Annotated in this window: 13 protein-coding genes and 4 pseudogenes; 7 read left to right on the top strand and 10 right to left on the bottom strand. The window is 55.5% G+C overall.

Going from position 1 to position 14,547, the window contains the following annotated elements; translation table 11 throughout:
• Positions 1-95 precede the first annotated feature (95 nt).
• Positions 96-265: pseudogene (locus ATO67_RS23935) on the bottom strand (transposase); the annotation flags it as partial.
• Positions 264-424: pseudogene (locus ATO67_RS23930) on the bottom strand (transposase); the annotation flags it as partial. The pseudogenes ATO67_RS23935 and ATO67_RS23930, both read right to left, overlap by 2 nt.
• Positions 425-719: 295 nt before the next feature.
• On the opposite strand from ATO67_RS23930, the gene ATO67_RS21070 reads away from it, so the two are divergent.
• The 3 genes from ATO67_RS21070 to ATO67_RS21060 all read left to right on the top strand — a co-directional run bounded on the left by ATO67_RS21070 (position 720) and on the right by ATO67_RS21060 (position 3,710).
• The gene (locus ATO67_RS21070; protein WP_067653633.1) at positions 720-2,162 is read left to right on the top strand and encodes a DUF7125 family protein; all 1,443 of its coding nucleotides are present in this window, start codon (positions 720-722) and stop codon (positions 2,160-2,162) included.
• Positions 2,159-3,202, top strand: coding sequence for a sensor histidine kinase (locus tag ATO67_RS21065; protein ID WP_067653631.1), 1,044 nt, complete (start codon positions 2,159-2,161; stop codon positions 3,200-3,202). The genes ATO67_RS21070 and ATO67_RS21065 overlap by 4 nt, the downstream gene beginning before the upstream one ends.
• 145 nt (positions 3,203-3,347) lie before the next feature.
• On the top strand, positions 3,348-3,710 hold the full coding sequence (locus ATO67_RS21060) for a response regulator (RefSeq protein WP_067653629.1): 363 nt from the start codon (positions 3,348-3,350) through the stop codon (positions 3,708-3,710).
• A gap of 53 nt (positions 3,711-3,763) precedes the next feature.
• Here ATO67_RS21060 and ATO67_RS21055 read toward each other — a convergent pair whose 3' ends face one another.
• Positions 3,764-5,227 carry a sensor histidine kinase gene (locus ATO67_RS21055; RefSeq protein ID WP_067653627.1) on the bottom strand — a complete coding sequence of 488 codons (1,464 nt, stop codon included), beginning with the start codon at positions 5,225-5,227 and terminating at the stop codon, positions 3,764-3,766.
• Positions 5,228-5,673: 446 nt separating this feature from the next.
• On the opposite strand from ATO67_RS21055, the gene ATO67_RS21050 reads away from it, so the two are divergent.
• Together ATO67_RS21050 and ATO67_RS21045 are read left to right on the top strand one after the other, a co-directional pair.
• Positions 5,674-6,537 (top strand): TIGR02587 family membrane protein, encoded by an 864-nt coding sequence (locus ATO67_RS21050; RefSeq protein ID WP_067653625.1) that lies wholly within the window; start codon positions 5,674-5,676, stop codon positions 6,535-6,537.
• A 7-nt stretch (positions 6,538-6,544) separates the two neighbouring features.
• Positions 6,545-6,952: a hypothetical protein gene (locus ATO67_RS21045; RefSeq protein WP_067653623.1), complete on the top strand. Its 408-nt coding sequence runs from the start codon at positions 6,545-6,547 to the stop codon at positions 6,950-6,952.
• 190 nt (positions 6,953-7,142) lie between these two features.
• On the opposite strand, the gene ATO67_RS21040 is transcribed toward ATO67_RS21045, so the two are convergent.
• Positions 7,143-8,033, bottom strand: coding sequence for a LysR family transcriptional regulator (locus ATO67_RS21040; protein WP_067653621.1), 891 nt, complete (start codon positions 8,031-8,033; stop codon positions 7,143-7,145).
• Positions 8,034-8,131: 98 nt separating this feature from the next.
• Between ATO67_RS21040 and ATO67_RS21035 the strand changes: the two genes are divergently transcribed.
• Positions 8,132-9,250 carry an aldo/keto reductase gene (locus tag ATO67_RS21035; protein WP_067653619.1) on the top strand — a complete coding sequence of 373 codons (1,119 nt, stop codon included), beginning with the start codon at positions 8,132-8,134 and terminating at the stop codon, positions 9,248-9,250.
• Positions 9,251-9,389: 139 nt separating this feature from the next.
• Here ATO67_RS21035 and ATO67_RS21030 read toward each other — a convergent pair whose 3' ends face one another.
• Positions 9,390-9,686 carry a PRC-barrel domain-containing protein gene (locus ATO67_RS21030; RefSeq protein WP_067653617.1) on the bottom strand — a complete coding sequence of 99 codons (297 nt, stop codon included), beginning with the start codon at positions 9,684-9,686 and terminating at the stop codon, positions 9,390-9,392.
• A gap of 125 nt (positions 9,687-9,811) precedes the next feature.
• A complete protein-coding gene (locus ATO67_RS23925; protein ID WP_082760374.1) occupies positions 9,812-10,132 on the bottom strand; it encodes a GCG_CRPN prefix-to-repeats domain-containing protein in 321 nt (106 codons plus the stop codon).
• Positions 10,133-10,574: 442 nt separating this feature from the next.
• Between ATO67_RS23925 and ATO67_RS21020 the strand changes: the two are divergent.
• Positions 10,575-11,364: pseudogene (locus tag ATO67_RS21020) on the top strand (SDR family oxidoreductase).
• 164 nt (positions 11,365-11,528) lie between these two features.
• Here the strand turns inward: ATO67_RS21020 and ATO67_RS21015 are convergent.
• The 4 genes and pseudogenes from ATO67_RS21015 to ATO67_RS21000 form a co-directional block, all read right to left on the bottom strand.
• Complete coding sequence (locus tag ATO67_RS21015; RefSeq protein ID WP_067653654.1) at positions 11,529-12,161, bottom strand: hypothetical protein; 633 nt, start codon at positions 12,159-12,161, stop codon at positions 11,529-11,531.
• Positions 12,162-12,343: 182 nt separating this feature from the next.
• A pseudogene (locus ATO67_RS21010) lies at positions 12,344-12,756 on the bottom strand (DUF1810 domain-containing protein).
• Positions 12,757-12,988: 232 nt separating this feature from the next.
• Positions 12,989-13,465 carry an ureidoglycolate lyase gene (locus ATO67_RS21005; RefSeq protein WP_067653613.1) on the bottom strand — a complete coding sequence of 159 codons (477 nt, stop codon included), beginning with the start codon at positions 13,463-13,465 and terminating at the stop codon, positions 12,989-12,991.
• Positions 13,462-14,508, bottom strand: a complete 1,047-nt coding sequence (locus tag ATO67_RS21000) for an L-idonate 5-dehydrogenase (RefSeq protein ID WP_067653612.1) — start codon at positions 14,506-14,508, stop codon at positions 13,462-13,464. Before ATO67_RS21000 ends, ATO67_RS21005 begins: the two co-directional genes overlap by 4 nt.
• Between the last annotated feature and the right edge of the window lie 39 nt (positions 14,509-14,547).

The following is a 14,547-nucleotide window of genomic DNA, read 5'->3' as shown; positions in this document are numbered from 1 at the left end:
ATACGGCAACTGAGTGAGAAAAAACCTGAAATCTTCACTCAAACCCCAAGCCATGACATGCTGGGACCAAACACCTAGGCTCAGGACTCGTTAAATCAAAGCCAGAAGATGACGGCTGCTGCGATGCTATGCTTGAGAAAAAGGTGTGGGCGCATCGATCGTATCGAGTGTGAATTCGCCTCCAGTCCTTGAGCCTGCCAAACATGTTTTCGATCTTGTGGCGCTTTTTGTAGAGCGCCGAATCATGTGAGATTGGCACCTTGCGGTCCGTACTCGCGCGGCGCATCGCGCCACCGTAACCCATGACGCAGATTATGCCGCTCAAAACGAGCCGATCATCAACGCGCGGCACGCCATGGGACAATGGGAAATACGGCTCTATACGGCGCATTTGCGCCTCCGACAAAAGCATCAAATCATTCATCGCACTGTCTCCGTTTGACCCCAATGCATCAAAACAGAGCAAGCCCCGCAAGTTATTTACTAGGTCCTGAGCCTAATTAAGCGTCCTGCCACAGCGCTCCGAGGTCCGGACGGGTCGCGAGATGGGAATTCCGGTTGCGTTCAGGTTCGCGCAAAGCGGGCAACCTCAGTATGTTTCTCCCCGTAGCCGTCATTGATGTTTTGGGAAACCCAAATATAACAGGAAGGCATCTTTCAACGACGATGATGCGCGCGTTCCGTCAAAAAACGCGCTAACTGTTTTTGGAAGATGAGATATGCCGAAACGAAAAGTGCCAGCGGTTGTCAGCACGGGCATCACGGGACTGAACGAAATCTTGCGTGGCGGCCTCCCGGCTTCCAATCTCTATATGCTGCAGGGTGCGCCCGGGTCCGGCAAGACGACCGCAGCCTTGCAATTCCTGCGCGCCGGAGTGGAATCAGGAGAGAACTGCATCTATGTCACGCTTTCGCAGACGGCGGCAGAGCTTGAAGCAATTGCTTTTTCTCACGGCTGGACACTGGATGGCATCCGCGTCGAGGAACTGTCCACCTCTGGCTCGGTCGGAGAAGCCGATGACCAGAGCATATTCCTGACCACGGACCTGCGGCTTGACGAGACGCGAAAGGCGATTGAAGCGGCGATTGAAGAATACAAGCCGCGCCGCCTGGTTTACGATTCACTCTTGGAAATCCGCCTGATCACCGGTGACTCCCCAAGGTTTCGTCGGGAACTGATCGGTTTCAAATCCTTTCTGGCAAAGCGCAACGTTGTCGCCCTTCTTCTCGATACCCAGACGCCCGGCTATGATCGTAGCGGGGAAGAAGTAGAAGGACTGGCCCATGGGGTCATCCGTCTCGACAAGGCGCTGGAAGAATACGGCGGCGTGCGACGGCGTGTCGAGATTTCCAAGATGCGCGGTGTTCCTGTCGCCGACGGCTATCACGACATGGCGATCCGGGAAGGCGAGGGCGTCGTTGTCTTTCCTCGTATCATGCCCAACACTGCGTCGGAAAATACCAAGCCACAACTGATAAAGTCGGGTGTCGCAGCGCTTGACGATATGTTTGGTGGCGGCCAGGAAGCGGGAACCACTACACTGGTTATCGGGCAATCGGGTACCGGTAAATCGACCATGTCGTCGCTGTATGCGACCGCAGCGCTTGAACGAGGCGAAAGTGTCGCGCTGTTCCTGTTCGAGGAGCGGTTGGAAACCTTTTTCCGCCGCTCTGAAGGTCTGGGCATGCAGCTTCGGCAGTTCCACAAGGATGGCAAGCTCATTCTGCGTGACTTCAACCCGAACGAAATTTCCCCGGGCGAATTCGGACAGATCGTCCAGGATGCCGTTACCCAAAACAAGGCCCGCGTTGTCGTGATTGATAGCCTGACCGGCTATCTCAACTCGCTGCCGCACCGGGAAAAGGCTGTCCGCGATATTCAGTCGCTGCTGAAGTTCCTTGCCCGTTCCGGCGTGCTGACGATGCTGATCGTTGCCCAACATGGCCTGATCGGTCAAAATGTCGGCATCGATGTCGACGTCAGCTTTCTCGGCGACACCGTCCTCTTGCTGCGGATCATGGAGCACGAAGGCCGTCTGCGCCGCAACATCACGGTTGTCAAAAAACGTCACGGGCCGCATGACCTCAACATCCAGGAACTGCTGATCGAAAGCGGCAGCGTCAGCGTCGTTTCCTACAACCCCCTTCCTGATCCGAAATGAACGAAGCCCTGAGCGAGAGTGAGTTGGACTGGGTGCTCGTTCTTGCCCCCTTTCGCAAGGACGCCGACTACATCGCGGCGTCTTTGCGGGAGCAGAACGTGGCTGTCAGGCAAAACCAGGTTGGCGAGGATCTAACCCATAATTTGTCGCTATCGCCCGGCGTCATCATCATCACCCACGAAGCCTTGAACCCGCCCGCGGTCGCAACCATTGGCGATCATCTCGCATCCCAGCCGGACTGGTCTGAAGTTCCGATCCTTATCCTGCTCGAGAAGGCAGCACAGGTTACTCAAATTCGCAATCAGCTCGAACGGTCCTGGCTAGGTGCCCGTCTCCTGTTCCACACACGCCCGATTGCACGATTGGAGCTGGTGAACAGCGTTCAGACCAATCTTCTCGTTCGGTTGCGCCAAAAGCAAGTGCGTGATGCCATTGAGCGCGAAGTCGAATTGCGGCTTGAGCTCAACCATCGTATCAAAAATATTCTTGCGAGCGTGACCTCGATTTTTCAGATGACACGGCGCAGCGCATCCACGGTTCAAGAACTTGCTGCAGACTTCACAGGCCGCCTTCACGCCCTGTCCAACGTCCATACCGCAGTATTCGAGGCAGGCGGAGAGGAAGTTTCTTTGCCGTCTGTGATCGCCCTAACCGTCGCCCCCTACAATGACGACGAAGTGAGCCGGATCAAAGCCGAAGGTCCGGAGGTGTTCATAAACCGAACCTCTGCCACAACCATCGCACTTTGCCTTCACGAGTTGACGACGAATGCCATCAAGTACGGTGCGTTGTCTCAAAAGGAAGGTCGTGTGGAGGTTATCTGGTCCATTTCGGAGGAAGCAGCGCCGGTCTTTACGATGAACTGGGTCGAGACAGGCGGACCCGAAGTTGTTGAACCGACCCGGCAGGGTTATGGCACGAAGTATGTTCGCTCGGCCCTAGCGTCGTTATTGGGTGCGACGCCCGCCATCACCTTTGATCGGGATGGGCTTCGATGCTACGCTGCGGGTCCTTTGGCACGGCTTCAAATTGGTCATTGAAAGTGACTGATGCGGCGAAACGGCGACCTTTATTGATGTTGCCGCAAAACCGTATGAAACCCACGGATCAATATCGCCCAAGCAGCGTTACCAAGGTTGTGTCCGTATATGAATTTTTTTAGTGAACCACGATGGAGCTTTGGGGATGGGCGACAGCGGCGTAACGGTTCTCGTCGTTGAGGACGAGGTTCTTGTCCGAATGGATATCGTAGAGTCGCTGGAGGACGATGGTTTCGATGTGCTTGAAGCGTCGAACGCAGACGAAGCGATCGTTCTTCTCAATGCGCATCCCGAAGTTCGTTTGATGTTCACCGATATTGATATGCCCGGCAGTATGGATGGTCTAAAGCTCGCAGCTGCAGTTCGAGACCGATGGCCACCAGTGAAGATTATTGTCACGTCCGGTCATCTTCAGATGAGTGACGATATGCTTCCAGTCGTCGGGCGATTTTTCAGCAAGCCTTATGATCCGTCAAACGTTATCCATGCGATACGCGAAATGATCTAACGTAACTGCGTAACCGACTTAGGTGATCTCGTCGGACCGCCATTTGTGTTCAGTCATGAAAGCCGTGATTGAACATGGTCGTTGTCGCTCCAACCGCTGTCGAGCGGCGCGCTAATGATGCAATGGACGCCGCAAACGTCGTAGTTGAGTTCTACGTAGCCTCCGAGTTGGCCAGACGACAGGGCTTCGATCAATCGGGATCCAAAACCCTTTCGGGATGGCGGCGTAACTTGCGGTCCTCCCGTTTCTTTCCAGGAAATAGACAGTTGGGCATCGGAAGATGAGACGTCCCATGACACGGTCACCCTTCCGGAAGACACTCCCAAGGCCCCATATTTTGCAGCATTCGTGGAAAGCTCATGCAGGATAAGTGCGAGCCCCACCACGGCCTTCGGCGAGATGTTCACTTCTGGTCCACTGACGTCGAACTGCTCCGGTGGATAAGGAGATAAAGCCTCGGACACCGCGGTACGAAGGCTGGCGGCCTCCCAGCTTCCGCGCGTGAGCAGGTCATGCGCTCTGGCCAGGCTTTGCAAGCGCGCGTCGAATGCTGTCCTTGCTGTTTCAATGTCCTGTGCGCCGGTAAAAGTCTGTCGGGCTATGGCGGCGACGGTCGCAAGGACGTTCTTGACGCGATGATTTAGTTCACCAATCAGAAGCTCCTGAACGCGCTCTGCTTCTTTTCGCGCTGTGATGTCGCGGGCAATTTTCGACGCGCCGACAATCCTCCCGTCTGCGTCATAGATTGGCGAGACAGTCAGGGAAACGTCTAGGAGCCGTCCGCTTCTGTGCCGTCTGACGGTTTCATGAGTCTCCACCCGTTCGCCTGCCTTTATGCGAGCGATAATACGCGCCTCCTCCTCGACACGGTCATCTGGCACAAGAAGCGTGATTGACCGACCTACAATTTCCTCGGACGAGAAGCCATAGAGCTTCTCGGCTCCAGTATTCCAATCTGTGACCATCATATCGAGGTCGGTGCCGAGGATTGCGGCTTCGGAAGAAGAGACGATAGCCGCCAGGCGTTCGAGCGTCGCCTCGTAGCCGACGCGCTCTGTCGTTTCATTGACGATACACAGGACGGCCAGCACCTGGCCATGGTCATCGGAAACGGGTGAATAGGAGATGTCGAAGTACACCGTTTCGGGGACACCGCGTCGTTCGATATAGAAAGGCCTGTCCTTTGCGACAACGGTCTCGCCGGCGTCCCGCACCTTAAGCAGGAGCGGCTCAAGATCGTCCCAAAGTTCGGCCCAGTTTTCCTTCGCTGGTCGCCCTAGGGCGTTGGGATGCTTGGCACCGATCGTCGGAGCATACGCATCATTATAAATGGCGGTGAAGTCATCGCCGCAAAACAATACGATCTGCGCTCCGGATGGGATTGCGAGATCAACCGCGCATTTCAGCTGGGACGGCCATGACGACATCGGCCCCAGACTGGTGGTTGCCCAGTCGTGGTTGCGGATCATGTTAGCCAACGACACCTGATCGGAGATGACAGGATTATGATTTGCCATTGAACCCCCTCGCTCTTTCAACACATTTGGAGGCTTCCGCTCTTTAAGTCAACGCAAAACTTGCACGAGAAACCACATCGATCGAATGTATTTGTTCATGCAAAACAGGAGGTTAGTGGACGTCGACTACGATGTTAAGACCGGTACGCCCTCGAATGGAGTTCTTGTCAGGCATGACGACTGGAACTCGGATAGCCTGTGCATTGACAGACATTGAGACCTCTTGGTCGCGGTGCTTGGGGGAGCTCTTATCGACCTGTGTCCCCAACGCGACAAACGCCCGCGCAGGTAGAATTGCGTTTACCCCACGTAACGGGCTGCGATTTGCCAAAGACGGGAACTTGTCGGTGACCACGGCCTTACACTTGCGAGCATAATCTTACTTCAAGGGCCGCCACACTGATGCCGTTGCGCACTACCAGAGTGGTCATTCTGTGGAGGAAAAAATGGGTTCGGAAAACAGCGCGAGTGGCTTCGATACAAGGAAATTCCTCGCTGGAATAGCGCGCGGAGTTGCAGGCGCTTTATTGTTCGCCCTGCCTATGTTTATGACGATGGAAATGTGGGAGCTCGGCTTCTATATGGACCGTACCCGGCTTTTGCTTCTGCTGCTGCTGAATGTGCCTTTGTTAATCGTTTTGTCTCGCCGCATGGGGTTTGAGCAGACCTCGGGTTGGCGGCAATCTGCCCGAGACGCCGTCATTGCCTATGCATTGGGGATGGTCGCAAGCACCTTGATCCTCTTGTCCATAGGCGTCTTGCAGGCTGGTCAAACGTCGCATGAGATCGTGGGTATGATTGCTCTGCTGGCAGTTCCGGCGAGCATTGGTGCGATGTTAGGCCGGAGCCAACTGGGCGGCCAGTCCGACGACGATGAAGACACTGAGGATGACGATGATCCGGTTCAAAATCGTGAGACGAGTTATGCAGGCGAGCTTTTTTTGATGGCGGTTGGTGCGCTGTTTTTAAATCTGAACGTGGCACCCACCGAGGAGATGATATTACTGTCATTTAAGATGACGCCTTGGCACGGCCTTGCCATTATCGCGGCGTCGCTGATCCTCATGCATGGATTCGTTTACGCGCTGTCATTTCATGGAAGTCACGATCTCGTGGAGGGAACGCCCAGCTGGCACGCATTCGTGCGCTTCACATTGCCTGGCTATGTGATAGCAGGATCTATCAGCGCATACTGTCTCTGGACATTCCATCGGATTGACGATCTGGGCTCCACGCAGGTGCTTATGGCGATCGTTATCCTGAGTTTCCCCGGTGCTATCGGAGCGTCCGCCGCTCGACTTATCCTCTGAGGGTTTCATGACCAAAACGATTGGCGACAAAAATCTCGAGGCGCAAAATCCTCACTGGCTCGAGTGGCTTACCGGACTGGTATCCGCAGTGATTGTGCTGGCAGTGGTCGGCTGGATCGCAAAAGATGCTTTTAGAGATCAGGACACAACGCCCGACCTTGGCGCAACAGTCGTTACCACTGAACAGCGCAGCAACAAGTTTCAGGTCTTGTTCGAGGTGTCGAATGGTGCAAGCGCAACGGCCTCGCAGGTGACAGTCCACGGCGAAATCCTCGATGGCTCCGATATCGTTGAAAAGGCCAGCACGATACTGGATTATGTTCCGGGAAAATCGAAAGCCCGAGGCGGCCTGATTTTCAAGAATGATCCCACCGGCAGGATCATTCTCAATGTGTCAGCCTTCAACGAGCCTTGAGTGCAGCTTGACATAGGCGCTGATCCGCGCGCATCTTTTGACAGCGATGCGTGCGGTCATAGAAGAGGTTGCCGAGCTGCAAACTACTGACGAGCGCGATCCATATCCAGTAGAGGATACGGCCATTCAAGAACCTGCAAATGAAGGGCCGGCCACAAATCAGGCTCGACCGAACGAATGAGGTGCATGGTCATGCCAGTTTGAGGGCCGCGATCAGCGCCCTAAGGGCTGGTGGCGATTGCCTGCGACCGGGGTGATACAGATAAAACCCCGGATAGCTTGGACACCAGTCCTTCAGGACCTGAACAAGGGTTCCTGCCGCGATCTCGTCAGCCACATCATGCTCCATGATGTAGCCTAGTCCCGCGCCGGCACGAACCGCAGCGGCTGGCAGATCGCCATCATTGGCGATCAAGGGGCCGCTGGTGCGGATATTGATCTCTTTGCCGTCTTTCTCGAATTCCCAAGGCAACAATCCACCGGATGTCGTCAGCCGGTAGCCGATACAGGCGTGCCGTTCGAGGTCATATGGAGTCAGCGGGGGAGGGTAGCGGTCGAAATAGGACGGCGTGCCGACCACCACCGTCCTCAAATCCGGCCCGACCTTGACCGCGACCATGTCCTTGGCGACGGCTTCTCCTAGTCGAATACCGGCATCGAAGCCTGCTGCGACGATATCCGTCAGGCCATCATCGATATTGACCTCAACCCTGACATCCGGATTAGCCAGCAGGAAGGCTGGCAGTTTCGGTAAAAGCACCATGCGCGCCGCATAGGCGAACGTGGTGATACTGACCGTGCCGGAAGGGTTGTCACGCCACTCCGCCAAGGCTTCCAGCCCGCTTTCGATATCGGCGAGCGCCGGATTGAGCGATTCTAGCAACCGCACGCCCGGTTCTGTTGGCGCGACGCTGCGCGTCGTGCGCGACAGAAGCCGCACGCCCAACCGTTCCTCCAGTCCGCGCATCGCATGGCTCAGCGCAGAGGGTGACATGCCGAGAATGGCAGCAGCACGGGTGAAGCTGCGCTCGCGTGCCACTGCAGCAAAGGCAAGCAGATCATTGAGTTCATTTCGTTCCATTGATGCACTGTGCTCACAAGTTCATGTCGCTATCAATGGCTTATCCTCGTGGGCGCCTGTCGTTACATCATGTTGCATGACAAAGATGGAGAATACCTATGAATCTCACCAGTTACCGCACGCTCGGCAAATCCGGCCTGATCGTCAGCCCGTTGGCGCTGGGCACCATGACATTCGGGGCAGAGCGCTGGGGAGCCGGTGACAAAACCTCGCGCGCGCTTTTCGACGCCTATGTCGAAGCAGGCGGCAATTTCATCGATACTGCAGATGTCTATTCCGCGGGCCGTAGCGAGGAAATGCTCGGAGAGTTTGTGTCCGACAGTAGCACGCGTGATCGGTTAGTGATTGCGACCAAATCCGGTTTTCCGCGCGGGCAGGGAACACCTTTATGGGGCGGTAACGGTGCCAAGAACATCCGTATGGGCATAGAAGGCTCGCTAAAGCGGTTGAAAACCGATTACATAGATATGTACTGGATGCATGTGTGGGACCGTACCACACCAGCAGAGGAGGTTCTGCAAACACTGACCGATGCGGTTCGCTCCGGTAAAATCCTGCATTACGGTTTTTCCAACACGCCTGCATGGTATGTGGCAAAAGTCGCGACGCTGGCCGAAGCGCATGGCCTGCCCAAGCCAATCGGATTGCAATACGCCTATTCACTAATCGACCGCGGAGTGGAGTTGGATCTCATTCCGGCTGGCGCCGAATTCGGTTTGGGCATGGTACCATGGAGCCCGCTTGCGGCTGGCCTGCTCACGGGAAAATACGGTCGTGACAAGGTCAGCGACGCCAACCGTGCAACCGCTCTACCAGACAAGACCGGAACTGTGACCGAAGGCGAAAGCGATGGGCGCCTCAACGGTGACAACCCGTTTGGCGGTATGCTGTTCACGGATCGCAACTTTGATATTGTAGATGCTCTTAAGGCTGTAGCATCGCAAGTCGGCCGTTCGCCTGCGGAGGTCGCCCTGGCCTGGCTGGCGAAACGCCCTGGCGTGTCCTCCGTGTTGATCGGCGCAAGCAGGGTAGACCAACTCACCCAGAACATCGCCTCGCTGAATGTGGTGCTGGAGGAAGACCATCTGCAGCGGCTGGTGGAAGCCACCGCGCTACCTGTCCTCAACCCTTATTTTATCTTCCAAATGCCAACTGAAATGGTGTTCGGTGGACAGAAGGTCCTTGGCTGGCAAATGAACTCGAACCGGGGGCCCTAAGTCCTGACACTATTGGGCCTTGGTGAACGAATCTTCAATGTGTGACCTTCCGGTGTATGGAGCCGGAATGAGAATATAGTTAGACTGCGGGAAAAGCGGCAGGTTCAGGGCCCGATCTTGCTACCGGGCCCTGAGCGCATCAGTGATGATGTTCTGGCATATCTTTCAACTGGTCTTTGGTCCATGACGTCACAGCATGGATATCGCCGTCTTCGTCACGCATAAAATCAAGGTCGCTGAGAGCGACTGCAACAGGCTTGGCACCAATTCCGAGAAAGCCGCCGACGTCGATAATGACTTGACTGCCTGCGCCCGCGCCATGGACATGATCGACCTTGCCAACCTTATGGTCATCCGCGCCGTAGACAGTGGCACCTTCCAGGATTTCTGGGGTCAACTCTGTCGTCGATAGGCGAACGTGGTTTGTATGATCCATTGGTTTTCCTCCTTGTTGAATGATTACCTAACGGGATCGAGCACCACAGGTTCCCAAATAAAGCCAAGCTTTGACTAACTCGTTAAGCAAATGGCTCGGCTGCGAGTCACAAGAGAATCCAACGATTACCATCGGTAGTCACGATACTCATGTCGCCCCCGCCACGTGCGTTGGTCATAAAAATCGCGGCGTTCTCTCCATTCGCGACGATCGCGTCTATCACTCCATTCTCTTCTGGCTTCCCACCGATCTCGATATTCAGGCGGCGGTCGATTTGGCCGGCAATAGCCACGAGGGGAAAGGTGGAATCCGCGTCCACAAGCGTAGTCTACCTTTTGCACGACTGATACCGACGGGACAGATGGTTGAACTGACGGCATTGCGTTGGCCACGTTTGCAAACACACTGCTTAGAATTATTCCCGCGCCCATAACTATCTTGCGCATCTCACATCACTCCGTTGGCGATGACGTGATTTAGCAGTTCAACTCGTGAACCATGCCTGAATGAATGTTGACGTTTTCGTGGCATTGAACGGTAAGAAAGAGTTTCGCACGCTCCTCTATAGCGGTGGAACTTCCGTCTCTATACAGTGTCGCGAGCAAGGCAGCGTACGGCCCACAAGGACTTCGGGACAGCTGTTGATCGCGTGTTGGAAGGGCTTGTCGTCCCTCCGATCCTGGTAGTTTGGATCATTTTGAGTAAGCGGATGTCAGGTCATATTTCCGGGTTCTTGACCGACCTGGTGAGGATGAGTTAGTCAGAACCTGCTGATAGGGAGTATATGACCATGGACAGCAGTATCCGGTAATCCGGACTTTCCTTACTGAGGCCACGGCTAAACTAGACGTGGTGCTTCATTTGTCATTACCACCTGAAGGACCAATCATGCCCAGACTGAACGGCAAGACCGCACTCGTGACCGGGGCTGCGCGCGGTATCGGCGCGGCCATTTCGCAAGCCTATGCCGATGAAGGGGCGCACGTCATCGTCACCGACATAGACGAGGAAAAGGGCCGGGCGACTGCGGGCGCAATCGGAGGGACATTCTTTCGTCTTGATGTCTCGTCAGAAGCCGAATGGACGGAAGTCGCCCGTCAATTTCTCACCGTTGATGTGGTCGTCAACAATGCAGGGATAACCGGTTTCGAGGGACCTTTTGAAGGCAATCCGCCTGCCCACGATCCGGAGAATGCAGAACTCGCAGACTGGCGCGCCGTTCATGCCGTTAATCTCGACGGCACCTTCCTCGGCTGCCGCTATGCCATCCGCGCCATGCGAGCAAAGGGTTCGGGCTCTATCATCAACATATCCTCGCGCTCGGGGCTTGTTGGCATTCCCCTGGCTGCAGCCTATGCCTCATCGAAGGCCGCCATTCGGAACCATACCAAGAGTGTCGCCCTTTACTGCGCCAGTCAGGGTCTAAACATTCGTTGCAACTCCATCCATCCTGCCGCTGTCATGACGCCGATGTGGGAACCCATGCTGGGGACCGGATCGCGCAGACCGCGAAGCAGCTATGGTCAAGGATACGCCTATGCAACGCTTTGGTAAGCCAGAAGAGGTGGCTGCACTGGCCGTCTTGCTTGGTTCAGACGAGGCGACCTACATGACCGGTGCGGAACTGACCATAGACGGCGGAATTTTGGCCGGATCAGCCGCAGCGCCCGGGAGTTGAAAATTGGTGCCGTGCTCTGCGGTTGTATCCCTCGTCTGTCTGGTACGGCGAGGAATTTGTCAGTGAGTTCAAAGGGTTTCGCGCTGTCATGCTGGTGCTGGGAGCGCAGGATGTTCAAGGTCCACGCGGACTGACTTGTGCGCGAGCCTGCTTACGAAACAGAATTAACGAAGCAGTCCGTCGACGTCGAACTCTTCCCAGCCGCCAAGCTTCGGGACCGTATCCCTAGAGCTATCTTTTGCCTTCTTGGATTGCTTCGCAGCCTCTTTCTTGAGAGACCGCGTCAGCTTCGCCTGATACGCAGCCCGCTGCCTCTTTTCAGCTTTCGCTTCGGCATCCTCCACCCGCCATTCTTCCACGGCTCCCTTGTCGAGAAGCTCTTCCACCATCTTGGGGTCGAAGACATGGAACGTGATCTGGCGAGCGCGTCCATTCAGTCTGACGGTTCGCGTGCCCGCGCTTGGCAGACGACCGTCGGCAAGCCAACGATGTCGCTCGCTGGTCTTGATGGTCAGGATGTCCTCGATTTCTCGCGGAATGACGGGAAGTGCTTCGGCTTCCGTCATCACTTTCTTAGCGACGGCCGCCGCAACATTGAAGGCAGTCTTTTCACTCGCGGCCATCGCAAGTGTGAGATCCACGCCCTGAAGGGAAATCGATTTTTTCGAGATGGCAGGCAGCCTTGCCTGTATTTCTTGCAGAACGCCCTTCGCGCGAACCGCCGACCCCATCGTTACAGCGGCTGGCAAGCTCCAAGTCCTGATCAGTTCGATGTGATTTTTTTCACGCTTCGGCATGGCAAACAGATGGTGTGTCACCGCTTTCAAGTCAACGAGCATATTTAAGGCTCCCCACGCCGAGCTGTAGTATTTCCATCAAGATGCTCAGGATGAGTTTTACGGTAGGATTGGTCCGGCAGCTTTCTGGCCAGACGTTCGAAAGCAAAATTAGAAAGTACGGGAACCAATTGGCCACAGTTTTACAATGCTGCGAGCGTTGCTTGATCGCCTTCACCTCCGTAAAAAACCTCAAGAGCTTTTTCAAACGACGAACCACTCCGCGCGACGGCTCCAAACAATGTCATGCTGGAATGAAACTTGACGTCATCGGGAGATCCAAGAATGTCATGTGCGCCGAGATCAGGATGGCTAAGCATGGCGTGCGTGCACTCCTCCAAACGCGGCCCCACAATAGAGTGATTCAGGTAGGCTTCGGCCTCTGAAAGTCCCGAAATCGCGTAAAAGCGGGCAGTATCTAACGACCAAGTCCGCGAATTTGGGGGAAGATGAACCACATCCAGTGCGATTCCTTACGGCCGGCACGCAACTCACGCAAGGCTATGCTGTAGACGTCCTGCTGCGCTATGACAAACCGCGCCAGATTGAATCCCATCCGTATTCCTTCCGCTCGCCATATTAGACTGTGGTAGTTTGGCTATCCGTCATCGCTTTCACCCGAGCCATCCCTGAGATCGACTGCCTGAAGCATATCGCCGTAGAACTCTTCCGCATAAAGTCGCTGCCCCCGCTTGCGACGACTGGTGGCACCACTTCAGTCCCTTTCCAACTGTGCAAACCACGCAGCGTGCGATATCTTTGCTCGACGAACTCCGTATGAGGCTGCGCTAGACGCTTGGATCGACACCAACCGGTTCGCCAAGTTCGTAAATAACCGTGTCACCGCCGCGGCCCGTTTGTCGCATCGCCATGGCAAAAGTCGCCAATGCTGCGAGTGGCGTGATCTTGTGATGCAGGACGCCCCGGTGATAGGTGATAATCTGATCAGGCCGTGCAACGAAGGCTTTGAGCGTCGCTACGTCGGGTCCTTCGGTTCCATTCCAGTCACAAACGACGATCAGAGAGGGCGCCATGTCCAGGGGAAGGAAGGTCTGCGCCGAAAAGGGGTGAGCCTCCAATTGCTTGATCACAACAATCTGTTGAGGTGAGGCGATTTTGACGACTTGAAGCACCGGTTTTTGAGCGTCTTCAGTCGCACCGAAAGCGTCTTCAATGAGAAGGGAGCCAACTTCCGTCAGACCGGAAACCAGTCCGTAAGGCGCAAATGTTTCCTGCGTCAAGGGTTGGGGGACAATCGAAATCATGGATTGCTCCGCGTAAAATCAAGTTGAACCTTCATGCTACGTGACCGATCACCTGCCAGTTCGAAGGCTTTTGTTGCTGATGTAAATGGCAAGGTTGCGGAAATGAGTGGTTTTACATTGATCAGGCCCTTGCCCATCAGATCGACAGCTTCAGCGAATTCGGTGTGGAAACGGAACGTGCCACGAAGCTGAAGTTCCTTGGTGACGATGGTGTTGACCGGAAGTGTCATCTCCCCGCCCAGCCCAAGCTGCATGATCACGGCACCGGGTCGCAACGCGTCCAACGCCGATGCAAGTGCGGCCTGGTTGCCCGATGCCTCAAACAATACATCGAACGTTCCTTTTTCCTTGCCGTAAGCTTCAAGCGTCGTGGTGTTCTTAACGACGTTGATGACCTCCTCGGCGCCGATTTTCTTTGCGATCGCCAGGGGTTCGTCAGCCACATCTGTGACCACGATGCGGGCCGCACCGGCAAACCGCGCCACGAGAACGCAGAGCGCGCCAATTGGGCCTGCACCAGTAATCAGTACCTGTTTGCCCAGCAGTGAGCCTGCCTGCTTGGCCGCATGAAGGCAGACGGCCAGAGGTTCAGCCATCGCAGCCTCTCCCATGGACAGGCTGTCGGCAATCGGCACGCATTGCGAAGCATTGACCGTCACTGTTTCACGAAAGCCGCCTTGAATATGGGGAACGCGCATTGCGCTGCCCATGAAACGCATATCGAGGCACTGGTTCTGCATGCCTTCGGCACAGAAGCGGCAGTGTCCACAGGCCCGGCTGGGGTTTACGGCGACGCGCATGCCCGGAACGAGATGCGACACTCCGGTGACAACCTCAGATACGACACCTGCAAACTCGTGGCCGAGCGCCATCGGCTCCAAAACCCTGATCGTTCCGAACCCGCCATGGTGATAATAATGCAGATCCGACCCGCAAATGCCACCTATCGAAACCTGTACTCGCACCTCGTTCGAAGCCAGTTCTGGTTCTTCCACCTCTTCTACACGCAGGTCTTTGGGGGCGTGGATGATGATCCCTCGCATAGTCTTATCTCCTCCCGCTATTCGATGTTTTTTGCTGCG

This window comes from Agrobacterium bohemicum, assembly GCF_001562555.1.
GTDB classification, from domain to species: domain Bacteria; phylum Pseudomonadota; class Alphaproteobacteria; order Rhizobiales; family Rhizobiaceae; genus Agrobacterium; species Agrobacterium bohemicum.
Note: the sequence above shows the minus strand (reverse complement) of the source record. Positions and strands in the feature narration are given on the sequence as shown.